Consider the following 22337-nt stretch of genomic DNA (forward strand, 5'->3'; position numbering starts at 1 on the left):
AAGGACTTCGATCAGTCCGGAATGGATTCAGGCGCTTCCCGAGGCGCAGGCGCCGTCAGTGAAGTGATCTTGATCAGCAGGGCCAGGTGGCCGTTGTCCAGGTAGTTGAGCTGGCCATTTTTGGTGTGGCTGTCCTGCTTCAGGCGTTCGCTGGCGCTGACCATGCCGTTGGCGTCGATCTGGTTGACCCAGAAATCGGCGTTTACGTCGGTGAAACGCCCGAGTTTCATTTCAAGCGTGCCCTCGATGGGGAACTGGCCGAACTGTTCCTTGCCGTCGCTGATCGCGACTTTCGTCGGCACCTCGCCAAGGGTCTGTTGCCAGGCCTTGTGCATCAGCACGCTGTATTCGCCGCTGGCAGTGAGTTTGCTGGCGACTTCGCCCAGTGCCGGTGTGCGCTGGCTGGCATCGTCCAGACGCTGTGCACCGGCGGCCCAATCTTCCGGCGCGGCGCGGCTGACGATCGCCGGAACAGCGTTCTGGCGTACCAGAATCATTTCAACCTGATACAGGTCATCGGCAAACGCCGAGGGTGCCGCCATCGTTATCAAGAACGGGGTCAGCAGCAAGGTCAGAGAGCGAAACAGGCGCATGCGGCGTCCTTCAAGCAGTTTTCGGGAGGAGGCGCTCGAACAGCGCTTCCACAGTATTAAAGCGCTCTTCCGGGCGCTCCATCGGCACCTGGAACTTGAACATCGTGGCGCCTTCGAATTTGTAGCGTTTTGGCTGACTCTGGATCAGTTTGATCAGGGTCATCGGATCGACCGGCGTCTGCGCGGCGAACTCGATGCGTCCACCCTGCGGGCCGCCGTCGACCTTTTTGATGCCGAGCTGCTCGGCCTGCAATTTCAACGCAGTGATGCGCACCAGATTCTTGGTCGGTTCCGGCAGCAGGCCGAAGCGGTCGATCATCTCCACTTGCAGATCCTTCAGGCCTTCCTCGTCGGTGGCCGAAGCGATGCGCTTGTACAGGATCAGGCGTGCGTGCACATCCGGCAGGTAATCTTCCGGAATCAGCGCCGGCACCCGCAGGTTGACTTCCGGGCCGCCGCCGAGCGGCTGATCGAGGTTCGGCTGTTCGCCCTTGCGGATCGATTTCACCGCGCGCTCAAGCATTTCCATGTACAGCGTGAAACCGACCGCCTGGATCTGCCCGCTCTGGCCGTCGCCCAGCAGTTCGCCGGCGCCACGGATTTCCAGGTCGTTGGTGGCCAGCACGAAGCCCGCCCCCAGATCCTGAGTGTTGGCAATCGCCTCCAGGCGTTTTTCCGCATCGCCGGTGATCTGCTGGCGTGGCGGTGTCAGCAGGTAGGCGTAGGCCTGGTGGTGACTGCGGCCAACACGCCCGCGCAACTGGTGCAATTGCGCCAGGCCGAACTTGTCGGCGCGCTCGATGATGATGGTATTGGCGCTCGGCACGTCGATGCCAGTCTCGATGATGGTCGAAGCGATCAGCACGTTGAAGCGCTTGTGGTAGAAGTCGCTCATCACCTGTTCGAGTTCGCGTTCGCGCATCTGCCCGTGGCCGATGCCGATCCGCGCTTCCGGCACCAGTTCGGCCAGCTCGGCGGCGCATTTCTCGATGGTCTTCACGTCGTTGTGCAGGTAGTAAACCTGACCGCCGCGCAGCAGTTCACGCAGCAAGGCTTCCTTGACCGTGCTCTTGTTCTGTTCCATGACGAAGGTGCGCACCGACAGGCGTCGCGCCGGCGGCGTGGCGATGATCGACAGGTCGCGCATGCCCGACACCGCCATGTTCAGCGTGCGCGGAATCGGCGTGGCGGTCAGCGTAAGAATGTCGACTTCGCTGCGCAGGGCCTTGAGCTGTTCTTTCTGACGGACACCGAAACGGTGCTCTTCGTCGATGATCACCAGGCCCAGGTTTTTGATCTTGACGTCGTCCTGCAGCAGCTTGTGGGTGCCGATGACGATGTCGATATTGCCTTCGGCCAGTTGGGCCACAGCTGCGTTCACTTCCTTCGCCGACTTGAAGCGGCTCATCACTTCCACGGTCACCGGCCAGTCGGCGAAGCGGTCGCGGAAGCTGTTGTAGTGCTGCTGGGCGAGCAGGGTGGTCGGTACCAGAATCGCCACTTGTTTGCCGCCATGCACCGCGATAAACGCGGCGCGCATGGCCACTTCGGTCTTGCCGAAACCGACGTCGCCACAGACCAGTCGATCCATCGGCTTCGGCGCAAGCATGTCTTCGCGCACGGCTTCGATGGTGGATTGCTGGTCCGGGGTTTCTTCGAACGGGAAGCCGGCACTGAAGGTTGCGTAATCGGCCTTCGGATCGGCAAACGCATAACCTTCGCGAGCCGCGCGGCGGGCATAGATGTCGAGCAATTCGGCAGCAACGTCACGCACCTGTTCGGCAGCCTTGCGCTTGGCTTTCTGCCAGGTCTCGGAGCCGAGGCGGTGCAGCGGGGCCAGTGCGTCGTCGCTGCCGGTGTAGCGGGCGATCAGATGCAGGTTGGCCACGGGCACGTAGAGCTTGGCGTTCTCGGCGTATTCCAGGGTCAGGAATTCGGCAGCCTGGCTGTCGATTTCCAGAATCGTCAGACCGAGATAGCGGCCGACACCGTGATCGATGTGCACCACCGGCGCGCCTTCGCGCAGCTCGGTGAGGTTCTTGATCACTGCATCGTTGTTGGCGTCGGCGCGTTTCTCGCGACGGCGACGTTGCATCACGCGCTGGCCGAACAGCGGGCTTTCCGCAACCAGTGCCAGCGCCGGGTCGTCCAGCATCAGGCCTTCGTCGAGCGGAGCGATGGTGATCGCCAGGCGATCCTTGCTCGCGACGAAGTCCGGCCAGCTATCGACGGTTTTCGGTCGCAGCTTCAGACGGTCCAGCAGTTCCAGCAGCACTTCGCGGCGGCCTGCCGATTCGGCGGTGAACAACACGCGCCCCGGGAATTCGTCGAGGAAGGCGGACAGCGCGGCCAGCGGTTGCGTGGCCTTGGCTTCAATCGCTAGATTCGGCAATGCCTGCGCCGGGAAGCGCTCGCGGCCGACGCCGGTCTCCACGTCCTGCTGGCTGGCAACCACGCGCGGCCAGTTCTTCAGGCGGGCGAAGCAGTCTTCGACCGGCAGGAACAGTTCGGCGGGCGGCAATAAAGGACGCGATGGATCGACGCGGCGCTCTTCGTAGCGATTGCGCACGTCGTTCCAGAAGTTTTCCGCCGCTTGCTCGATACCCGGCAGAGAGAACACCTGAGTGTCCTGGGGCAGGTAATCGAAGAGAGTCGAGGTTTCTTCGAAGAACAGCGGCAGGTAGTACTCGATGCCGGCAGGCGTGATACCGCTGCTCAGGTCCTGAAAGATCGGGCAGCGCCGGAAGTCGACGTCGAAACGCTCGCGAAAGCGTGCCTTGAAGCGGGTGACCGCTTCTTTCTGTAGCGGGAACTCCTTGGCCGGCAGCAGCTTGACCGAATCGACCTTGTCGATGGAGCGCTGGTTTTCCGGATCGAAGGTGCGCAGGGTTTCGATTTCGTCGTCGAACAAGTCAATGCGATAAGGCAGTTTGCTGCCCATCGGGAACAGGTCGATGAGGGCGCCACGTACGGTGAACTCGCCGTGTTCGTAGACCGTGTCGACGTAGCGATAGCCGCTGGCTTCGAGCCGCGTGCGCATCTGTTCGACGTCGAGTTTCTGCCCGACATCCAGCACCAGGCTGCTGCCGAGCAGGAAACTGGTCGGTGCCAGGCGATGCAGGGCCGTGGTGATCGGCACCACCAGCACGCCATGTTCCAGCTCCGGCAGCCTGTAAAGGCTGGCGATGCGCTGGGAGATGATGTCCTGGTGCGGCGAGAACAGATCGTAGGGCAGGGTTTCCCAGTCCGGGAAATGCAGCACCGGCAAATCCGGGGCGAAGAAACTCAGCTCCTGCTCCAGCCGTTCGGCACTCTGGCTGTCGGCGGTGAGCAGTAACGTGAAGCGCTTGGCAGCGCTGGCAGCCTCGGCAATCGCCAGGCTCAGTGCGGCACCGGGCAGATTGCCCCAGTGCTGTTTACCTGCCGCGGCAGGGAGAAGCGGTAGACGCAGAACAGGCACGGAAGGTTGAGCTCCAGGCGTTGCGACAAAGTCGGTAATTGTAGCGGCGTCCGGTGCCGCCTGTCAGTTGCAGACTGCGTCTATCTGCGCTGTTTGAGCAAAATGTAGTGGTAACCATAAAAACCAGCACTTTTTTGACGGTTATGTAGTGCCGAAAGTGGGTGGTGTTACGGAGGGTTACAGACATCGTCTAACAGTCGTCGAAAAACTGACTGCTCTGAAAGCCCCGGTTTTACTGGGCTGGCGGAGGGCGTTATTTTTTTGGACGGAATTTTGTTACCGATTGCGCGACAAGCGCGCATTGCTACAAGAGGTTCTCGGCGGCATAATGTAGCCCCTTTTTTCTGCCCCTACATGTGGAAGGTTCCCGTGACTCAGAAGCCCGACCAGTGTCTTGGTGAATGGATCGACCGTGAAGCACTCGCAGAAGCGATGATTCCGCTTATCGGTCAGCTCTACCGCAATAACAACGTGGTGAGCTCGATCTATGGCCGCAGCCTGATCAACCAGTCTGTCATCGCGATTCTCAAAGCTCACCGCTTTGCTCGCCATCGTTCTTCCGACGATAGCGAACTCTCCGTCCACGAAACATTCCCTCTGCTCAAGGCCATGAGCGAGCTCAAGCTCGGCGCGGCTTCGGTGGATCTGGGCAAGTTGGCGTTCAAATTCCGCAATGAAGGCAACGGCCGTACCGCCGAGCAGTTCGTGCGTGAAGAAATGGCTGACGTGGTTGGCCAGCAAAACGCTTCGGCCCGCAAAGGCACTGACGTTGTGCTTTACGGCTTCGGTCGTATCGGCCGTCTGCTGGCGCGCATCCTGATCGAGAAAACCGGTGGCGGCGACGGTCTGCGTCTGCGTGCCATCGTGGTGCGCAAGGGCGCCGAAAACGACCTGACCAAACGCGCCAGCCTGCTGCGTCGCGATTCGGTACACGGTTCGTTCAACGGCACCATCACCATCGACGAAGAAAACAACACCATCACCGCCAACGGCAACCTGATCCAGGTTATCTACGCGAAAAACCCTACCGAAGTGGATTACACCCAGTACGGCATCAAAGATGCGCTGCTGGTAGACAACACCGGTGTATGGCGTGATGCCGACGGCCTGGGTCAGCACCTGGCCTGCCCGGGTATCGACCGCGTTGTTCTGACCGCGCCTGGCAAGGGCAAGCTGAAGAACATCGTTCACGGTATCAATCACAACGAAATCACCGCTGACGACAAGATCGTGTCCGCCGCTTCCTGCACCACCAACGCCATCGTGCCGGTGCTGAAAGCCGTGAATGACAAGTTCGGCATCATCAACGGTCACGTCGAAACCGTTCACTCGTACACCAACGACCAGAACCTGATCGACAACTTCCACAAGGGTGATCGCCGTGGTCGTAGCGCCGCGCTGAACATGGTGATCACCGAGACCGGTGCTGCTACCGCTGCTGCCAAGGCCCTGCCTGAGCTGGCCGGCAAGCTGACCGGTAACGCGATCCGTGTTCCAACGCCGAACGTGTCGATGGCCATTCTCAACCTGAACCTCGAGAAAGCCGCCACCCGTGAAGAGATGAACGAGTACCTGCGCTACATGGCGCTGCACTCGGATCTGCACAAGCAGATCGACTTCGTCAATTCCCAGGAAGTGGTTTCCACCGACTTCGTGGGCTCGCGCCACGCCGGTGTGGTCGACGCTGAAGCGACCATCGTTCAGGATAACCGCGTTGTTCTGTACGTCTGGTACGACAACGAGTTCGGTTATAGCTGCCAGGTCGTTCGCGTGATGGAAGACATGGCCGGTGTAAACCCGCCAGCATTCCCGCGTTAAGCCTTAGCTGCAAATGAAAACGCCCCGACTCTTGTCGGGGCGTTTTTGTTTGTGTGCGATTTGCTTCAGCGGGGGATGGCGGCTTGTGCCGTGCGCAGTTCGTGCCTGTTGCCACGGAACAGCACCAGCGTGGCGATCAGGCCCAGCACGGCTGCTCCACTTAGCCAGATCCCCGGCGCTGCCTTGTTGTCCAGCACATGGATCAGGTAAGTGCAGGCTGCAGGGGTAAAACCACCGAAGGTTGCGGTCGCCAGACTGTAGGCCAGCGAGAAGCCCGTGGTGCGAACTTCCACCGGCATAATCTCGGTGAGTGCCACCACCATAGCCCCGTTATACGAGCCGTACAGGAACGACAGCCACAACTCGACGATCAGCAGATGGCTGAAGCTCGGGTTCGCCACCAGCCACGACAACGCAGGGTAAGCGGTCAGAATCGCCAGAATCGTCGCCGCCAACAGTAGGGGTTTGCGGCCGATCTTGTCAGAGACTGCGCCCATCACCGGCAGCCAGAAGAAGTTCGACAGGCCGATGCACACCGTCACCAGCAACGCATCGAAGTCCGACAGGTGCAATTCCGCCTTGCCGAACGTCGGGGTGTAGGCGGTGATCAGGTAGAACGACACCGTCGTCATGACCACCAGCGCCATGCCGGCGATGACGATGCCAAAGTTCTGACCGATCGAGCGGACGATTTCCTGCAGGGTAGGGCGATGTTTGCGCGCCTGGAATTCCGGGGTTTCCTCCAGCGAGCGACGGATGACGAAAATCACCGGGACGATCATGCAGCCGATCAGGAACGGCACGCGCCAGCCCCATTCGCCCATCTGTTCCGGGCTCAGCCAGTGGTTGAGGCCAACGCCAAGCAGGCCGGCGAATACCACCGCCGCTTGCTGACTGGCGGACTGCCAGCTGACGAAAAAGCCCTTGCGGCCGGGCGTGGCGATTTCCGCCAGATACACCGATACACCGCCCAATTCGACGCCGGCCGAGAATCCTTGCAGCAAGCGGCCGAACAGCACGATCAGCGGCGCGGCAACGCCGAGCGTGGCATAACCCGGAACGCAGGCAATCAGCACGGTACCGGCAGCCATCAGCGCGAGGGTAATGATCAGGCCCTGACGACGACCGTGTCGGTCAATGTAGGCACCGAGGAAGATCGCCCCCAGTGGGCGCATCAGAAAGCCTGCGCCGAAGGTGGCAAGCGAAAGCATCAGGGATGCGAAAGCACTGTCGGTAGGGAAGAACGTCTTGGCGATGGCCGTGGCATAGAAGCCGTAGACCATGAAGTCGAACATTTCGAGAAAGTTGCCGCTGACAACGCGAAAAATCGCTTTGCCTTTGCCCGTGGAGGAGGACATGTTCAGGTACTCACTTTTTAGATTTTGTATGAAAGCGGTGCATCCGTTTGGGAGCGAGCGGGCTCTGTGGCCATAATGGCCGCCGCGGTTTTGCTCGGAGATGAAGAATTGTTAACTGGACGGTTTGTGGTTTTCGTGCTGCTGATCGGCGTTTTGTCCGGTTGCGGCAACGGCGATTCCATGGAGAGCTTCGGCGGCCCGACCATGGGCAGCACCTATTCGATCAAGTACGTGCGCCGCGCCAATCTGCCTGCGTCTGAGGATGTCCGTGTCGAAGTCGAGAAGATCCTTGCCGATGTCGATCAGCAGATGTCCACCTACCGCGCGAACTCTGATATTTCACGTTTCAACGCGTTGCCAGCCGATCGTTGTCAGGCCATGCCGGCGGCGATTCTTGAATTGGTCCGTGTGGGCGAACAGCTGTCACAGCAGAGCGAAGGTTCCTACGACCTGACGGTGGAGCCGTTGCTCAATCTTTGGGGCTTCGGCCCGCAAGGGCGCGAGGAGAAAGTTCCGAGCGCTTCGGCGCTGGCCGAGGTGCAGAAGCGCGTGGGTTACCGCCATCTGCGCGTTGAAGGCGACCAACTGTGCAAGGATGCGGCGGTCGAGGTCGACTTCAACAGCATTGCCGCCGGTTATGCGGTCGATACCATTGCGGCGCGGCTCGATGCCATGGGCATTCATGATTACCTCGCCGAAGCCACGGGGGAGCTCAAGGCGTCCGGCAGGAAGCTCGACGGCTCCCCCTGGCGCATCGCGCTGGAGGCGCCTCGTGACGATCGGCAAGTGGCCGAGCGGATCATCGACGTTGATGGCTATGGCCTCTCCACGTCCGGCGACTACCGCAACTATTTTCAGCAGGACGGAAGGCGCTATTCCCACACCTTCGATGCCCGCACCGGCGCGCCCGTCCTACACGACCTGGCGTCAGTCACGGTGATTCATCCTTCAGCCTTGATGGCCGATGGACTATCGACACTGTTGCTGATTCTCGGCCCGGAAAGGGCCTGGGACTATGCCGAAAAACACGACATTGGTGCATTCTTTGTGATTCGTGCCGATAAAGGTTTCGTCACACGCACCAGTCACGCTTTCCAACGGCTCAGTGGCGCAAAAATTGACTGAGAACAGTACGAAAGCTGGTGTTGTAGTGCAGGCAAAAGTAGCCTACGACGCGACCAAGGGTTAATGTGCGCGGCGTTGACGCTTCTATAGACTGTGTCCGGGTTTTCAACTGGCCCCCAATTGTTCCTTCGCGCCGTCGTTCGGCGTGATTTAGCCGCCGGTGCTGCTGGCACCGCGGCCTGTTCTGAGGAGTACGCATGGCTGTCTACAACTACGACGTGGTGGTGCTGGGTTCCGGCCCGGCGGGAGAAGGCGCGGCAATGAACGCCGCCAAAGCAGGGCGCAAGGTGGCGATGGTCGACAGCCGTCGCCAGGTCGGCGGTAACTGCACCCACCTGGGCACCATCCCGTCCAAGGCCTTGCGTCACTCGGTGCGGCAGATCATGCAGTTCAACACCAACCCGATGTTCCGTGCGATCGGTGAACCGCGCTGGTTCTCCTTCCCGGACGTGTTGAAGAGCGCCGAAAAAGTCATCTCCAAGCAAGTCGCTTCGCGTACCGGCTACTACGCCCGTAATCGCGTCGACGTGTTCTTCGGCACCGGCAGCTTCGCCGACGAGCAGACCATCGAAGTGGTCTGCGCCAATGGCGTGGTCGAGAAGCTGGTAGCCAAACACATCATCATCGCCACCGGTTCGCGTCCTTATCGCCCGGCGGACATCGATTTCCACCACCCGCGTATCTACGATAGCGACACCATCCTCAGCCTCGGCCACACCCCGCGCAAACTGATCGTTTACGGCGCCGGCGTGATCGGTTGCGAATACGCTTCGATCTTCAGCGGTCTGGGCGTGCTGGTCGAGCTGGTGGACAACCGCGGGCAGTTGCTGAGCTTCCTCGACTCGGAAATCTCCCAGGCGTTGAGCTACCACTTCAGCAACAACAACATCACCGTGCGTCACAACGAAGAGTATGACCGCGTCGAAGGCGTGGACAACGGCGTGATCCTGCACCTGAAGTCCGGCAAGAAGATCAAGGCCGACGCCTTGCTCTGGTGCAACGGCCGGACCGGCAACACCGATCAGTTGGGTCTGGAAAACATTGGCGTCAAGGTCAACAGCCGCGGCCAGATCGAAGTCGACGAAAATTACCGCACCTGCGTACAGAACATCTACGGCGCCGGTGACGTGATCGGCTGGCCGAGCCTGGCCAGTGCCGCCCACGACCAGGGTCGCTCGGCTGCTGGCAGCATTGTCGACAATGGCAGCTGGCGCTTCGTGAATGACGTGCCGACCGGCATCTACACCATTCCGGAGATCAGCTCGATCGGCAAGAACGAGCAGGAGCTGACCCAGGCCAAGGTGCCGTACGAAGTGGGCAAGGCGTTCTTCAAGAGCATGGCGCGGGCGCAGATCGCCGGCGAGCCGCAAGGCATGCTGAAGATCCTGTTCCACCGTGAAACCCTGCAGGTGCTGGGCGTTCACTGCTTCGGTTATCAGGCATCGGAGATCGTGCACATCGGTCAGGCGATCATGAACCAGCCGGGTGAGCTCAATACCCTGAAGTATTTCGTCAACACCACGTTCAACTACCCGACCATGGCCGAAGCCTATCGGGTAGCGGCGTACGACGGCCTCAACCGGCTTTTTTGAGCGGCTCCGGCCGGTGGCCTGAGCCGGCCGGGGAGACCGATTTCAGCTATTCCCGAGGGTGGCAGTGGCCAAACCGGGAAAGTCTGTAATCAGGCTGTCAACGCCGAAGTCGGCGAGTCTGCGCATCAGCGCAGGCTCGTTGACGGTCCACACCGACACATGCAGCCCCTGACGCTGCGCCTTTTGCAGGCGTTCCGGCGTACACAGCGTCCAGTTCAAGGCCAGTATCTCGCAGCCGTAGCTTGCCGCGACCTTCAGCGGGTCGAGCCAGGCGTACTCGGCCACCAGGCCCCGTGACACGTCCGGTACCAGATCCAGCGCAGCCTTCAATACTTCCCGCGAACTCGAGGTGATCGTCACCCTGTCGAGCAGCCCGTGTCTGACCGCCATTTCACGGATGGCCAGAACGGTCGTCGCAGCGCGGGTGCGCGAGGCGCTTTTGACTTCGAGCTGCCAGTGCTCGAAATCACATTTCTCGAACAGTTCTTCCAGGGTCGGAATCGGGCAGGGCTTGATCCAGCCCGGCCCACCCTTGCGGGCGTCGTAGGTCACCAGTTCGGCGGCGGAGTGCTCGACCACCTTGCCGCGGCGCTCGGTGGTGCGCTTGAGGGTCGGGTCGTGGATGACCATCAGCTCGCCGTCCTTGGACAGGTGCAGATCCAGTTCGCAACGGCGAACGCCGTGCTTGAGACATTCCTGAAAACTGGTCAGGGTGTTTTCCGGTGCTTCGCCCTTGGCGCCGCGGTGGCCGTAGATAAGGGTCACGTTTTTTCCTTAATTAAATGCCTGATTCGTTCTGTTCGCGGGCCAGGCGTCGTTCCTGGGCCTGCTTTTGCAAGATATAGCGGGCGAGCAGCTGGCGCTGGGCTTCGGTCAGGTGTTCGAACTCGGTGCCGACATCGTAGCCGTCACCCTTGCGGTCGCAATGGGTGACCCGGGCGCGCAGCAACAGGCCAAGCGCCTGGGGCATCAGCACCAGTTTCACCGACAGGTGGGCGCCGGTGGCGATCGGGGTCGGGTGCTGAAAGTCGATGCCGCCCTCGGAGATGATCACCGGTTGCGGTTCGCCGATATGGCCGAGCACGGTCAGGGCGACCACCTGGCTGAGCAGGTCGATGCGTTTGTTCTGGGATTTCAGGAACGCCGCGATGGCGCGGTCGCGTTCACTGATCTGGCGCAGCAGGTGCTGCGACTCGAATTCGCTCAGGTGCAGTTCGCTGAGCAGGTTGAATAGCGGGGAAGCATCCTGCAACACTTCCTGGCCGGCGGCTTCGGGAGCGGACAGGGGCCGAATTTCCAGTGCGATCGTGTCCTCGATACGGTAGTATTCGCGGCGATCTTCTTCATCTAATGTCGACATGGCGAACCCATGGTAGCGGCGGTGGTCTGAGTGTAAAGCTGGTTATCGACCCCCGCCACAAGGACGTTCCTTTTCCCTCCGAACAAGCCCCGACATGTTCAGACCTCTCTTCGTATTTATCGGCACGCGTTATACCCGTGCAAAGCGTCGCAATCATTTTGTGTCATTCATTTCCCTGACTTCGATGATCGGGCTCGCCCTTGGCGTGGTCGTGATGATCGTGGTGCTGTCGGTGATGAACGGCTTCGATCATGAGATGCGCACCCGCGTGCTGGGCATGGTGCCCCACGCGACCATCGAGTCCGGTGAAGCCATCAGCGACTGGCAGAGCCTGGCCGCCAAGGTCAAGCAGAACCCGCAGGTGGCGGCCGTCGCGCCGTTCACCCAGATGCAGGGATTGCTGACCAACAACGGACAGGTGTCCAAGGTGTTGCTCAATGCCATTGATCCGGCGCTGGAACGCAACGTCTCGATCATCGACAACTTCATGCAGCAGGGCAAACTCGACGACCTGACGCCGGGCAGCTTCGGCATCGTGATCGGCGACAAGGCCGCGACCAAGCTCGGCGTGGGCATCGGTGACAAGATCACCTTCGTCGCCCCGGAGGTCAGTGTGACCCCCGCCGGGATGTTCCCGCGCATGAAGCGTTTCACCGTGGTCGGCATCTTCCATGTCGGCGCCGGTGAACTGGACGGTTATCTGGGCGTCACCAACCTGCAGGATCTGGCGAAGATGCACCGCTGGAAGCCTGATCAGGTGCAGGGCCTGCGCCTGAAGTTCGACGATCTGTTCCAGGCGCCGCGTGAGGCGTGGAACATCGCCCAGCGGCTCGGCGAAGACCATTACTACGCCCGCGACTGGACCCGCACCCACGGCAACCTGTATCAGGCGATCCGCATGGAAAAAGCCATGATCGGCCTGCTGTTGCTGCTGATCGTCGCGGTTGCCGCGTTCAACATCATCTCCACACTGGTGATGGTGGTGAACGACAAGAAGGGCGACATCGCCATTCTGCGCACGCTGGGCGCCACGCCGGGCACGATCATGCGCACGTTCATGGTGCAGGGCACGGTGATCGGCGTGGTCGGTACGGCCATCGGCGCCGTGGTCGGAATCCTGGCGGCGCTCAATGTCAGCGCGGCGATTTCGGCACTCGAAGGCTTGATCGGACACAAGTTCCTCAACGCCGACGTGTATTTCATCGATTACCTGCCATCGCAGGTGCAGAGCCAGGACGTAGTCATGGTCTGCGCGGCTGCGTTGGTCCTGAGTTTCCTCGCCACCCTGTATCCAGCCTGGCGTGCCGCACGCACCCAGCCGGCGGAGGCGCTACGTTATGAGTGAGTCGGGCATGAGTGAAAAAGCAATCCTGAGCTGCCGCAACCTGGGCAAGTCCTACGAGGAAGGCCCGGAGTCGGTGCAAGTGCTGGCCAACCTGCAACTGGAGCTGCACCCGGGCGAGCGCGTGGCGATCGTCGGCAAATCCGGTTCGGGCAAAAGTACCTTGCTCAACCTGTTGGGCGGTCTCGACACGCCGACCAAGGGCGGTGTCTGGCTCGACGGTGAAGAGCTGTCGGCGCTGAGCGAGAAGAAGCGCGGCCTGCTGCGTAACCGTGCCCTTGGATTCGTGTACCAGTTCCACCACCTGCTGCCGGAATTCACCGCGCTGGAAAACGTCTGCATGCCGTTGCTGATCGGCAAGACCGCGATCCAGGAAGCGCGTCAGCGGGCCACGGCGTTGCTGGAACGAGTCGGTCTCGGCCATCGTCTGGAACACAAACCGGCCGAGCTGTCCGGCGGCGAACGCCAGCGCGTGGCCATCGCCCGGGCGCTGGTGAACAATCCGGGCCTGGTGATGCTCGACGAGCCGACCGGCAACCTCGACTCCCACACCGCCGAAGGCATTCAGGACCTGATGCTGGAACTCAGCACGTCGATGCGCACGGCGTTTCTGGTGGTGACTCACGACATGAACCTGGCTCGCCAGATGGACCGCGTCCTGCAATTGCAGGAAGGTTGCCTGACCCCCATCTGACGGCTTGAAACCCGATGCCTGAAAAGGCGTCGGGTCTTTTATTTTTATACGGTGCCCCAGCGAATGTTCAGACCGTTATCGATCTTTATCGGCACGCGCTATACCCGCGCCAAGCGCCGCAATCGCTTTGTTTCATTCATCTCGATGACCTCGATGATCGGTCTCGCCCTCGGCGTGCTGGCGATGATCGTGGTGTTGTCGGTGATGAACGGCTTTCAGCGCGAAATGAGCTCGCGCATCCTCGGCATGGTGCCCCACGCGACCATCGTCGGCGTCAAGCCGATCGACGACTGGCAACCCGTGGCCGCCGCCGCGATGAAGAACCCCGAAGTCACTGCCGCTGTGCCGTTCACCGAGATGGAAGGCATGCTGTCCTACAAGGGCATGATGCAGCCGATCCAGATCAGCGGTGTCGATCCGGCCCAGGAAGGCAAGGTGTCGATCGTTGCCCAGCACATTGTTCAGGGCCGTCTCGATGCCTTGAAGCCGGGCGAGTTCGGCGTGGTGCTGGGTGAAATCACGGCCCGGCGCTTCCGCCTCAATGTCGGTGACAAGATCACTTTGATCGTGCCGGAAGTCAGTACTGCACCCGGCGGCATCACCCCGCGCATGCAGCGTCTGAATGTGGTCGGCATCTTCAAGGTCGGCGCCGAACTGGATGGTTCCATGGGCCTGATCCATGTGGCCGACGCCGCAACGATGCAGCACTGGGAGCCGAATCAGGTACAGAGCGTGCGTCTGGCAGTGAAAGACCTGTACGCGGCGCCTAAAGTCTCCTCCGATATCGCCACCGGCCTCGGCGTTGATTTCAAGGCTGACGACTGGACCCACACCCAGGGCAGCCTGTTCAGTGCGATGAAAATGGAAAAGACCATGATCGGTCTGTTGCTGCTGATGATCGTCGCGGTGGCGGCGTTCAACATCATTGCGACTTTGATCATGGTGGTGAACGACAAGGGCGCGGACATCGCGATCCTGCGCACCATCGGCGCCACGCCACGGCAGATCATGGCGATCTTCATGGTGCAGGGCACGGTGATCGGCATCGTCGGCACCATCATCGGTGGCGTGCTTGGCGTAATTGCCGCACTCAATGTCAGTGAGATGGTGGGCTGGGTCGAGCGAGTGACCGGGCAGCACATCTTCAGTTCGGACGTGTACTTCGTCAGCAACCTGCCCTCGGAATTGCAGGGCGGCGATGTGCTGCTGATCTGCTCGGCGGGCTTCATTCTCAGCTTCCTGGCCACGGTTTACCCGGCCTGGCGAGCGGCGAAGATCGAACCGGCGCACGCGTTGCGCTATTCGTAAGTTCTCCTATTGAGGCCGGCATTGCCGGCCTCAATCTTTTTTCGGCAACTCAATCACAAACCGCGTCCAGCCCTGAGCCGATTCGCAATGAATCTGCCCGCCATGGGCCTTGATGATCGACTGAGTGATTGCCAGCCCCAATCCCGCATGCTCGCTGCTGCCTTCCTGGCGCGCCGGATCGGCCCGGTAGAACCGGTCGAACAAGCGCGGCAGCAACTCAGCAGAAATCCCCTCGCCACTGTTTTCCACGGTCACCCTCAAGGATTTCGCCTGCTCGGCTATCCTCACACGCACTTCGCCCGCTGCCGGCGTGAAGCGCAACGCGTTATCCAGCAGATTCGACAGCGCCCGGCGCAACATCGCGCGATCACCCTCGAATCGCCCCGCACCGTCACGGCTCAGGCTGACCTGAGCGTCTTCGGCCAGCGGTGCGAAAAACTCCAGCAACGCATCGGCTTCTTTCGCCAGTTCCAGCGGTTCGCGCTTGGGCACCAGCAATCCGTGGTCGGCCTTGGCCAGATAAAGCATGTCGTTGACCAGTTGTGCCATCCATTGCAGCTCTTCGAGGTTGCTGTGCAATGCCTCGCGGTAGTCCTCAAGCGGGCGAGGCCGGGTGAGGGTGACCTGCGTGTGGGTCAGCAGGTTCGACAATGGGGTGCGCAGTTCATGGGCGATGTCGGCAGAGAACGCGGAAAGGCGCTGAAACGAGTCATCGAGACGTCCGAGCATGGCGTTGAAACTGTGGGCCAGTTCCGTGAGTTCTGCGGGCATCTGCGCTTCCGGGAGTCGGGCATTCAGCGATTGGGCCGAAATCCCACGGGCCACCGCACTCATACGGCGTAACGGACGAAGGCCGCTGCGGGCCGCCCAGGCGCCGAGCAACGCAGTAGCCAGCGCCGAAAGGCCGACGGTCAGCCAGATCAGATGCTGCATGCGTTGCAGGAAGTGCTGGTGGTGGGTGATGTCCAGCAGCAAGGTCAATTGCGGGGAGTCGGGTTGTTCCGGGGAGAGCGGGGCGTTGAGCAGGCGATAGTCCGTACCGTTGTCGGTGATGGTGGCCAGGCCGGGCTGTTTCGGCAGATTCGCCGGGGTATGCAACGAGCGGCCGAACCAGCGTTGTCCCTCAGGGGTGCTGATGCGCAACGAAACATCGCCCTGTTGGCTCAATTCATCGGTGATGTGCGCGGCGTCGCTGCCACTGAGCAGCGTCTGACGCACACTGAGCAGTTTTCCTTCTAGCAGTTGCTGGTCGAGCTCGATGAAGTGGCCTTCGCTGGCCCGATTGAAAACGACCCCGGCCACCAGCGAAACCACTGCGGTGCAGCCGGCGAACAACAGCGCCAGCCGGCTGCTCAAGGACAGTCGGCGCATCAGTCGGCACGCTCTTCAAGCACGTAACCCATGCCACGCACGGTGTGGATCAGTTTGTCGGGAAAGTCATCATCGATCTTCAGCCGCAATCGCCGGATCGCCACTTCGATCACATTGGTGTCGCTGTCGAAGTTCATGTCCCAGACCTGGGACGCGATCAGGGATTTGGGCAGCACTTCACCCTGGCGGCGCAGGAGCATTTCCAGCAAGGCGAACTCCTTTGCAGTGAGGTCGATGCGCTGGCCGCTGCGTTCGACGCGGCGGCGAATCAGGTCCAGACGCAGATCGGCCAATTGCAGGCAGGTTTCCTGCGGTGTGGCGCTGCCGCGGCGCAACAGGCTGCGCACCCGGGCCAGCAGTTCGGAGAAAGCGAACGGCTTGACCAGGTAGTCGTCGGCGCCCAGTTCGAGACCGTGAACCCGGTCTTCCACGGTGTCCTTGGCCGTCAGAAACAGGATCGGCGTTTCCAGCCCGGCGCTGCGCACCGCTTGCAGAATCTGCCAGCCACTGCGCCCGGGCAGCATCACGTCGAGGATCAGCAAGGCGTAGTCACCGCTCAACGCCAGTTGTTGCCCGGTGTTGCCGTCGGCCACCAGCTCGGTGTTGAAACCGGCCTCGGTCAGCCCCTGGCGCAGGTATTGGCCGGTTTTCGGTTGGTCTTCGACGATCAGCAGTTTCATGGGCGGCTCGGGTTTGTAGGATCGAAAGCTTTATACCGTGGGATGTTGTCACAAGCGCCAACCTGACAAAGTTGTAATCTCTCTGTCAGGTAGCTGCCAGCGCGGGCGGGCTAGAGTTTCCCACAGGCTGAACCTTTTCTTGTTGGAGTATGACTATGTTTTTGCGCAACCCTCTGGCCGTTGTCGCTTGTCTATTGGCGCTGAGTTCATCCGTCTGGGCCGATCCTGCGCACACGTACGACTTCGGCCAGCCGGCCCCGGCCGCCAAGGCCAGCCGCACCATTGAAGTAGTGATGGGCGACATGTCGTTCGATCCGAAGGCCATCGACATCAAGGCCGGTGAGACCATTCGTTTTGTACTGGTGAATAAAGGCCAGTTGCTGCACGAATTCAACCTCGGGGATGCAGCGATGCATGCCAAACACCAGCAGGAAATGTTGCAGATGCAGCAAATTGGCATGCTGACGCCGACCGGCATGAAGGAAATGTCCCACGATATGGCGGGCATGGATCATGGCTCGATGGGGCACGTAATGAAGCATGACGACCCCAACAGCGTGCTGGTCGAGCCCGGCAAGACTGCCGAGTTGACCTGGACGTTCAGCAAGGCGACCAGCCTGGAATTCGCCTGCAACATTCCAGGGCATTACCAGGCCGGGATGGTCGGCAAACTGACTGTCAGTCAGTAAGCACTCAAAGGCGGGAGCAAAGGCTGGTAGAATCCGCTGATTCTTCAGTCAGGTTTCCGCCATGCATCCCGCAGCCGAACATTCGCCGCTGGGCAAATCCAGCGAATACATCGCCACTTACACGCCGTCCTTGCTGTTCCCGATTCCGCGCACCGCGAAATGGGCCGAGCTGGGCCTGACCGCCGAAACCCTGCCGTATAAAGGCGTGGATTTCTGGAACTGCTTCGAACTGTCGTGGCTGCTGCCGTCGGGCAAACCGGTGGTGGCAATCGGCGAATTCAGCATTCCGGCGGATTCGCCGAACATCATCGAATCCAAGTCGTTCAAGCTGTACCTGAACTCGCTGAACCAGACGCCGTTCGCCGACATCGCAAGCCTCGAAGCGACGCTGGTCAAAGATCTGTCCGCTGCTGCCGGCAAACCGGTGGGCGTACGGGTTCGCAGCCTGAAAGAGGTTGAAGCCGAAGGCGTGGTTGCGCTACCGGGCGTGTGCATCGACGATCTGGATATCAGCGTCAGCAACTACGAGCATCCGCGTCCCGAGCTGCTGCGCTGCGACGATTCGCGGGTGGTGGAGGAGAGCGTGCACAGCCATCTGCTTAAGTCCAACTGCCCGGTGACCAGTCAGCCGGACTGGGGCAGCGTGGTGGTGGAATATCGCGGCGCGGCGCTGGATCACGCCAGTCTGCTGGAATACATCGTCAGCTTCCGTCAGCACTCGGACTTCCACGAGCAATGTGTGGAGCGGATCTTCCTTGACCTGCAGCGCCTGCTGAAGCCGGAAAAACTCACGGTGTTCGCGCGTTACGTACGTCGGGGCGGACTGGACATCAACCCGTACCGCAGCACTGAAAGCGTGCAACTGCCGAACCACCGTCTGGTTCGTCAGTAAAGAATCCATGTGGGAGCGAGCCTGCTCGCGATGGCGATGTGTCAGTGACGCTGATGTTGGCTGACATGCCGCTATCGCGAGCAGGCTCGCTCCCACAAGGGTTTTGTTTCAGGCTCCAGATATGAAAAAGCCCTGCCAGTGATGGCAGGGCTTTTTTGCATTCGCGGGTTTCAGATGCCCATGCTGACCAGGGAATTCATGATGTTGCGCAGTGCGCCGGCGATGGTGGGGTGATCAACTTCAAAACGCTCAACGGCCAGGTTCACGCCATCGGCAATGTTGGAGTCCTTGGTTTTGGTTTCCAGTTCAAGTTCCAGTTCGATCTGCGCCATCAGCGCATGTAGATCAGCGCGCTCGGCTTCGGTCAGCGGAGGATTTTGATCCAGTTGCTCGCGCAGGGCATTGAGCTGTTTTTGCAGTTCTTGAGCGGGCATGGTTGTTTCCTTTTATCGAGAGGCACTGGCATAGACCGCAGCCGTGCGCCAAAGGTCTATGGCTCTCTCTAAGACTAATCCACTCTGCTGCAACCTGCATGATCCCGGTCAGGGCTTTTCGCCTTTGAGGCGGCGCAGGCTGATGTCCGCCAGACAAGTGTCGAGTTCGCCCAGATGATCGATCACCGAGTGCACGCCCAGCCCGAACAGCTGCACCGTCGCCTTGCCGCGCAACTGCTCGCGCTCTTTCTGGCTCAGTGCTTGCCATTCGTGAGGCGCGAGGCCGCAGAGTGAGCCACAGGACGCCAGGCCAATCGTCCACAACCCGGCATTGAGGCCGGATTGCAGCAGGCGCGGTTCACCGCTGACCAGCACGCAACCCTCGAGGCGGCAGACCCGTAATGCCATCAACGCCTGCCAGCAGGCATCGGGCGCCGGCCACGGATTGATTGTTGCAGGATGTTGCGAAGATTTGACCCAGTCGGGCAGCGTTGCTGAAAGCATTCGGGTGAGGGCAGGGGGGAGTTCGTCCAGCCACGCGCACGGAATCTGTTGCTGTTGCAGGCTGCGGAGGCTGTCGAGGGCTCCGGGAGTGGCCTCGGCGTGATCCGTTGTGGCGTCAGCGTGATTGTGGACGCGGGCACCGAAATCCACCAGGCAGCCGCTGAGTCCGAACAGCACGGCCGTCAGGTTGGGTGCCGCAGGGTGCAGTACTTCGGCGTGTGGCATGAAAAACGTCCCTGAAATAGGGATCAGGCTAAGCAATCCTGGTGACAGTTGGATGACAGATGCATTACGAAGCGTCCTACAGAGCCGATGATGCAGGAAATGCCTAAACAGGTGTTTCCGTCTTATACTGAGCGTCTTATAACCGTGGCCCGCATGCCGCGTATGTACAATCCAAGGAGTTTTTCTATGCGCTGGAGCAACCCTCTCGCTCAGCTTTGTGTATGCGCCAGCGTGATGCTGGTTCCGTTCGTTGCCCAGGCGGCAACGGAAGAAGACCCTTGGGAAAGCGTCAACCGTCCGATTTTCCAGTTCAACGACTTCGTCGATACCTACGCATTGAAGCCTCTGGCGCAGGGCTACGAATTTGTAACGCCGCAATTCCTGGAAGACGGCATCCACAACATGTTCCGTAACGTCGGTGACATCACCAACCTGGCGAACAACATTCTCCAGGCCAAACCGGCCGCTGCCGGTGTCGACACCGCGCGTTTGATCTTCAACACCACCTTCGGCCTGCTGGGCTTCTTCGATGTAGGCACCAAGATGGGCCTGCAGCGCAGCGACGAAGATTTCGGCCAGACCCTCGGTTACTGGGGCGTGAGCAGCGGTCCGTACGTGATGCTGCCGTTGCTGGGCCCGAGCACCCTGCGTGACGCGCCGTCGAAATACGTCGACACCTACACCGCACCGTATCGCTACATGAACGACATTCCGGCGCGCAACACTATTTACGGCCTGAACATCGTCGACACCCGCGCCAGCCTGTTGTCCAGCGAGAAGCTGATCAGCGGCGACAAGTACACCTTCATCCGCAATGCCTACCTGCAGAACCGCGAGTTCAAGGTCAAGGACGGTCACGTCGAAGACGATTTCTGATTTCGGCCCGTGAACCCCGAAAGGCGACCGAAAGGTCGCCTTTTTTTGTCCGTGCGTCCTTCCATTGAGTTACGGTTTCGAACGTTCTTATAACTCTCTGTGATTTGACAAACAAAGTCGTCAAGTGACGATCCGCGCATGCTTGAAACGCTCGAAGGATGGGAGTACCGTCTGCGCCTTAGAAGGGCACCTCTGGTGCATCCGTGTGCGGGGCAAACGCTCCGAAGCGGTGCAGCAGAGAGGCTAGAAAGCGAATCCAGTAGTCTGCGCCGGGCCGTTGCCCCGCCTGCTACGCCAACCTAATTCTGGCGCCGTTTGCCCACATGCCAAAAACCAGTGCCACGCTGCTGATAATCGATGATGACGAAGTAGTGCGCGCGAGCCTCGCGGCCTATTTGGAAGACAGTGGTTTCAGCGTCTTGCAGGCCAGTAACGGTCAGCAGGGTCTTCAGGTATTCGAGCAAGACAAGCCCGACCTCGTCATCTGCGATCTGCGCATGCCGCAGATGGGCGGTCTCGAACTTATCCGTCAGGTCACCGAGCGATCCCCGCAGACACCGGTGATCGTGGTTTCCGGTGCCGGCGTGATGAACGACGCGGTCGAGGCTCTGCGCCTGGGCGCGGCGGATTACCTGATCAAGCCTCTCGAAGATCTGGCGGTGCTCGAGCACTCCGTACGCCGGGCTCTGGATCGTGCGCGCCTGCTGCTGGAAAACCAGCGCTACCGCGAGAAGCTGGAGAAGGCCAATCGCGAGCTCGAAGCCAGCCTGAACCTGCTTCAGGAAGACCAGAACGCCGGTCGCCAGGTGCAGATGAACATGCTGCCGGAAAGCCCCTGGACCATCGACACGTTCAAGTTCGCCCACCAGATCATTCCGTCGTTGTACCTGTCGGGTGATTTTGTCGACTATTTCCGGGTGGACGAACGCCGGGTCGCGTTCTATCTGGCGGACGTTTCAGGCCATGGCGCCTCTTCGGCGTTCGTCACCGTGCTGCTGAAGTTCATGACCACGCGCTTGCTGTTCGAGTCCAGGCGCAGCGGCACCTTGCCGGAATTCAAGCCTTCGGAAGTCCTTGGTCATATCAACCGGGGGCTGATCAGTTGTAAGCTGGGTAAACACGTCACAATGGTCGGTGGAGTCATCGACGAGGAGACCGGTTTGTTGACCTATAGCATCGGCGGCCATCTGCCGTTGCCTGTGTTGTACACGCCTGACAGTGTTCGCTACCTCGAGGGGCGCGGTCTGCCCGTGGGGCTTTTCAACGAAGCCACCTACGAAGACCACGTGCTCGAGCTGCCACCGACGTTCAGCCTGACGCTGATGTCTGATGGCATTCTGGATCTTTTGCCAGAACCCACACTCAAAGAAAAAGAAGCCGCCTTGCCCGAACGGGTCAAGTCGGCGGGCGGCAGCCTGGATGGCCTGCGGCAGGTTTTTGGATTGGCCACGCTAGGGGAGATGCCGGATGATATCGCCCTGTTGGTGTTGAGCAGGAATCTTTAATGAGTACCGGTAGAATCCAGTTCGCCGAGCAGGACGGCACCTTTGTCCTGAAGTTCGTCGGTGAAGTTCGCCTGACCCTGTGTTCGGCGTTGGATGCGACTATTGAAAAAATCTTCACCGCGCTGAATTTCAACGCGATCGTGATCGATTTGACCGAAACCCGCAGCATCGACAGCACCACGCTGGGCCTGCTGGCCAAGCTGTCGATCCTGTCGCGGCAGAAGGTCGGCCTGCTGCCGACCGTGGTCACCACCCATGACGACATCACCCGTCTGCTTCAATCGATGGGTTTCGAGCAGGTGTTCAATATCGTCAACCATCCCGTGCCTTGCCCGGAATGCCTCGATGACCTGCCGGATCAGGATCAGTCGGAGGAAGTCGTGCGGATCAAGGTGCTCGAAGCGCACAAGATCCTCATGGGCCTGAACGACTCCAATCGCGAAGCTTTCCATGATCTGGTGAATGCCCTCGAAAGGCATTGATTCCCCAGCCATCAGGCACAAAAAAGGGC

The 22337-nt window shown here is 60.4% G+C and carries 20 protein-coding genes; 11 read left to right on the plus strand and 9 right to left on the minus strand.

Annotation, left to right across the window (positions count from 1 at the left end):
- Window positions 1-11: 11 nt before the first annotated feature.
- The gene (locus J5M72_RS20520; protein ID WP_169431215.1) at window positions 12-593 is read right to left on the minus strand and encodes a CsiV family protein; all 582 of its coding nucleotides are present in this window, start codon (window positions 591-593) and stop codon (window positions 12-14) included.
- Window positions 594-603: 10 nt separating this feature from the next.
- Window positions 604-4053 (minus strand): transcription-repair coupling factor, encoded by a 3450-nt coding sequence (gene mfd, locus J5M72_RS20525; protein WP_207866910.1) that lies wholly within the window; start codon window positions 4051-4053, stop codon window positions 604-606.
- Between the two features lie 354 nt (window positions 4054-4407).
- On the opposite strand from mfd, the gene J5M72_RS20530 reads away from it, so the two are divergent.
- Window positions 4408-5871, plus strand: a complete 1464-nt coding sequence (locus J5M72_RS20530; RefSeq protein WP_169431213.1) for a glyceraldehyde-3-phosphate dehydrogenase — start codon at window positions 4408-4410, stop codon at window positions 5869-5871.
- Window positions 5872-5936: 65 nt separating this feature from the next.
- Here the strand turns inward: J5M72_RS20530 and J5M72_RS20535 are convergent, their stop codons facing one another.
- Window positions 5937-7229 carry an MFS transporter gene (locus J5M72_RS20535; RefSeq protein ID WP_207866911.1) on the minus strand — a complete coding sequence of 431 codons (1293 nt, stop codon included), beginning with the start codon at window positions 7227-7229 and terminating at the stop codon, window positions 5937-5939.
- A 75-nt stretch (window positions 7230-7304) separates the two neighbouring features.
- Between J5M72_RS20535 and J5M72_RS20540 the strand changes: the two genes are divergently transcribed.
- Window positions 7305-8354: an FAD:protein FMN transferase gene (locus J5M72_RS20540; RefSeq protein ID WP_207866912.1), complete on the plus strand. Its 1050-nt coding sequence runs from the start codon at window positions 7305-7307 to the stop codon at window positions 8352-8354.
- A gap of 197 nt (window positions 8355-8551) precedes the next feature.
- A complete protein-coding gene (sthA, locus tag J5M72_RS20545; RefSeq protein WP_065260713.1) occupies window positions 8552-9946 on the plus strand; it encodes a Si-specific NAD(P)(+) transhydrogenase in 1395 nt (464 codons plus the stop codon).
- 42 nt (window positions 9947-9988) lie between these two features.
- On the opposite strand, the gene J5M72_RS20550 is transcribed toward sthA, so the two are convergent.
- Window positions 9989-10711, minus strand: a complete 723-nt coding sequence (locus tag J5M72_RS20550; RefSeq protein ID WP_207866913.1) for a glycerophosphodiester phosphodiesterase family protein — start codon at window positions 10709-10711, stop codon at window positions 9989-9991.
- A 13-nt stretch (window positions 10712-10724) separates the two neighbouring features.
- A complete protein-coding gene (locus J5M72_RS20555; RefSeq protein ID WP_169431210.1) occupies window positions 10725-11306 on the minus strand; it encodes a PilZ domain-containing protein in 582 nt (193 codons plus the stop codon).
- 94 nt (window positions 11307-11400) lie between these two features.
- On the opposite strand from J5M72_RS20555, the gene J5M72_RS20560 reads away from it, so the two are divergent.
- The 3 genes from J5M72_RS20560 to J5M72_RS20570 all read left to right on the plus strand — a co-directional run bounded on the left by J5M72_RS20560 (window position 11401) and on the right by J5M72_RS20570 (window position 14650).
- The gene (locus tag J5M72_RS20560) at window positions 11401-12651 is read left to right on the plus strand and encodes a lipoprotein-releasing ABC transporter permease subunit (protein ID WP_169431209.1); all 1251 of its coding nucleotides are present in this window, start codon (window positions 11401-11403) and stop codon (window positions 12649-12651) included.
- 7 nt (window positions 12652-12658) lie between these two features.
- Complete coding sequence (gene lolD, locus J5M72_RS20565; protein WP_207866914.1) at window positions 12659-13342, plus strand: lipoprotein-releasing ABC transporter ATP-binding protein LolD; 684 nt, start codon at window positions 12659-12661, stop codon at window positions 13340-13342.
- 63 nt (window positions 13343-13405) lie between these two features.
- Window positions 13406-14650 (plus strand): lipoprotein-releasing ABC transporter permease subunit, encoded by a 1245-nt coding sequence (locus J5M72_RS20570; RefSeq protein WP_169431207.1) that lies wholly within the window; start codon window positions 13406-13408, stop codon window positions 14648-14650.
- A gap of 30 nt (window positions 14651-14680) precedes the next feature.
- Here J5M72_RS20570 and J5M72_RS20575 read toward each other — a convergent pair whose 3' ends face one another.
- On the minus strand, window positions 14681-16021 hold the full coding sequence (locus tag J5M72_RS20575; RefSeq protein WP_207866915.1) for a heavy metal sensor histidine kinase: 1341 nt from the start codon (window positions 16019-16021) through the stop codon (window positions 14681-14683).
- The gene (locus J5M72_RS20580; protein WP_169431205.1) at window positions 16021-16701 is read right to left on the minus strand and encodes a heavy metal response regulator transcription factor; all 681 of its coding nucleotides are present in this window, start codon (window positions 16699-16701) and stop codon (window positions 16021-16023) included. Before J5M72_RS20580 ends, J5M72_RS20575 begins: the two co-directional genes overlap by 1 nt.
- A gap of 155 nt (window positions 16702-16856) precedes the next feature.
- Here J5M72_RS20580 and J5M72_RS20585 point away from each other — a divergent pair, with 155 nt between their 5' ends.
- Both J5M72_RS20585 and queF read left to right on the plus strand, forming a co-directional pair.
- Window positions 16857-17390, plus strand: a complete 534-nt coding sequence (locus J5M72_RS20585) for a cupredoxin family protein (RefSeq protein WP_207866916.1) — start codon at window positions 16857-16859, stop codon at window positions 17388-17390.
- A gap of 61 nt (window positions 17391-17451) precedes the next feature.
- On the plus strand, window positions 17452-18282 hold the full coding sequence (gene queF, locus J5M72_RS20590; protein ID WP_169431203.1) for an NADPH-dependent 7-cyano-7-deazaguanine reductase QueF: 831 nt from the start codon (window positions 17452-17454) through the stop codon (window positions 18280-18282).
- 170 nt (window positions 18283-18452) lie between these two features.
- On the opposite strand, the gene J5M72_RS20595 is transcribed toward queF, so the two are convergent.
- Window positions 18453-18716 (minus strand): DUF4404 family protein, encoded by a 264-nt coding sequence (locus tag J5M72_RS20595; protein WP_207866917.1) that lies wholly within the window; start codon window positions 18714-18716, stop codon window positions 18453-18455.
- A 108-nt stretch (window positions 18717-18824) separates the two neighbouring features.
- On the minus strand, window positions 18825-19445 hold the full coding sequence (locus J5M72_RS20600; RefSeq protein WP_169431202.1) for an HAD family phosphatase: 621 nt from the start codon (window positions 19443-19445) through the stop codon (window positions 18825-18827).
- Between the two features lie 186 nt (window positions 19446-19631).
- On the opposite strand from J5M72_RS20600, the gene J5M72_RS20605 reads away from it, so the two are divergent.
- From J5M72_RS20605 to rssC, 3 genes are all read left to right on the plus strand, one after another.
- Window positions 19632-20321, plus strand: a complete 690-nt coding sequence (locus tag J5M72_RS20605; RefSeq protein ID WP_169431201.1) for a VacJ family lipoprotein — start codon at window positions 19632-19634, stop codon at window positions 20319-20321.
- 323 nt (window positions 20322-20644) lie between these two features.
- Window positions 20645-21826 carry a two-component system response regulator RssB gene (rssB, locus tag J5M72_RS20610; protein ID WP_169431200.1) on the plus strand — a complete coding sequence of 394 codons (1182 nt, stop codon included), beginning with the start codon at window positions 20645-20647 and terminating at the stop codon, window positions 21824-21826.
- Window positions 21826-22308, plus strand: a complete 483-nt coding sequence (rssC, locus tag J5M72_RS20615; RefSeq protein ID WP_042560140.1) for an anti-sigma factor antagonist RssC — start codon at window positions 21826-21828, stop codon at window positions 22306-22308. Before rssB ends, rssC begins: the two co-directional genes overlap by 1 nt.
- Window positions 22309-22337 lie beyond the last annotated feature (29 nt).

The sequence above is a fragment of the Pseudomonas sp. 58(2021) genome (assembly GCF_017491585.1).
Classification (GTDB): domain Bacteria; phylum Pseudomonadota; class Gammaproteobacteria; order Pseudomonadales; family Pseudomonadaceae; genus Aquipseudomonas; species Aquipseudomonas fluorescens_BT.

Coding starts and splice junctions, on each gene's coding strand:
- J5M72_RS20520 (WP_169431215.1), bottom strand. CDS start 593: ATGCGCCTGTTTCGCTCTCTGACCTTGCTGCTGACCCCGTTCTTGATA.
- J5M72_RS20575 (WP_207866915.1), bottom strand. CDS start 16,021: ATGCGCCGACTGTCCTTGAGCAGCCGGCTGGCGCTGTTGTTCGCCGGC.
- rssB (WP_169431200.1), top strand. CDS start 20,645: ATGCCAAAAACCAGTGCCACGCTGCTGATAATCGATGATGACGAAGTA.
- J5M72_RS20580 (WP_169431205.1), bottom strand. CDS start 16,701: ATGAAACTGCTGATCGTCGAAGACCAACCGAAAACCGGCCAATACCTG.
- J5M72_RS20555 (WP_169431210.1), bottom strand. CDS start 11,306: ATGTCGACATTAGATGAAGAAGATCGCCGCGAATACTACCGTATCGAG.
- J5M72_RS20600 (WP_169431202.1), bottom strand. CDS start 19,445: ATGCCACACGCCGAAGTACTGCACCCTGCGGCACCCAACCTGACGGCC.
- J5M72_RS20585 (WP_207866916.1), top strand. CDS start 16,857: ATGTTTTTGCGCAACCCTCTGGCCGTTGTCGCTTGTCTATTGGCGCTG.
- J5M72_RS20595 (WP_207866917.1), bottom strand. CDS start 18,716: ATGCCCGCTCAAGAACTGCAAAAACAGCTCAATGCCCTGCGCGAGCAA.
- queF (WP_169431203.1), top strand. CDS start 17,452: ATGCATCCCGCAGCCGAACATTCGCCGCTGGGCAAATCCAGCGAATAC.
- J5M72_RS20530 (WP_169431213.1), top strand. CDS start 4,408: ATGTGGAAGGTTCCCGTGACTCAGAAGCCCGACCAGTGTCTTGGTGAA.
- J5M72_RS20605 (WP_169431201.1), top strand. CDS start 19,632: ATGCGCTGGAGCAACCCTCTCGCTCAGCTTTGTGTATGCGCCAGCGTG.
- J5M72_RS20570 (WP_169431207.1), top strand. CDS start 13,406: ATGTTCAGACCGTTATCGATCTTTATCGGCACGCGCTATACCCGCGCC.
- J5M72_RS20535 (WP_207866911.1), bottom strand. CDS start 7,229: ATGTCCTCCTCCACGGGCAAAGGCAAAGCGATTTTTCGCGTTGTCAGC.
- lolD (WP_207866914.1), top strand. CDS start 12,659: ATGAGTGAAAAAGCAATCCTGAGCTGCCGCAACCTGGGCAAGTCCTAC.
- rssC (WP_042560140.1), top strand. CDS start 21,826: ATGAGTACCGGTAGAATCCAGTTCGCCGAGCAGGACGGCACCTTTGTC.
- J5M72_RS20540 (WP_207866912.1), top strand. CDS start 7,305: ATGGCCGCCGCGGTTTTGCTCGGAGATGAAGAATTGTTAACTGGACGG.
- J5M72_RS20560 (WP_169431209.1), top strand. CDS start 11,401: ATGTTCAGACCTCTCTTCGTATTTATCGGCACGCGTTATACCCGTGCA.
- sthA (WP_065260713.1), top strand. CDS start 8,552: ATGGCTGTCTACAACTACGACGTGGTGGTGCTGGGTTCCGGCCCGGCG.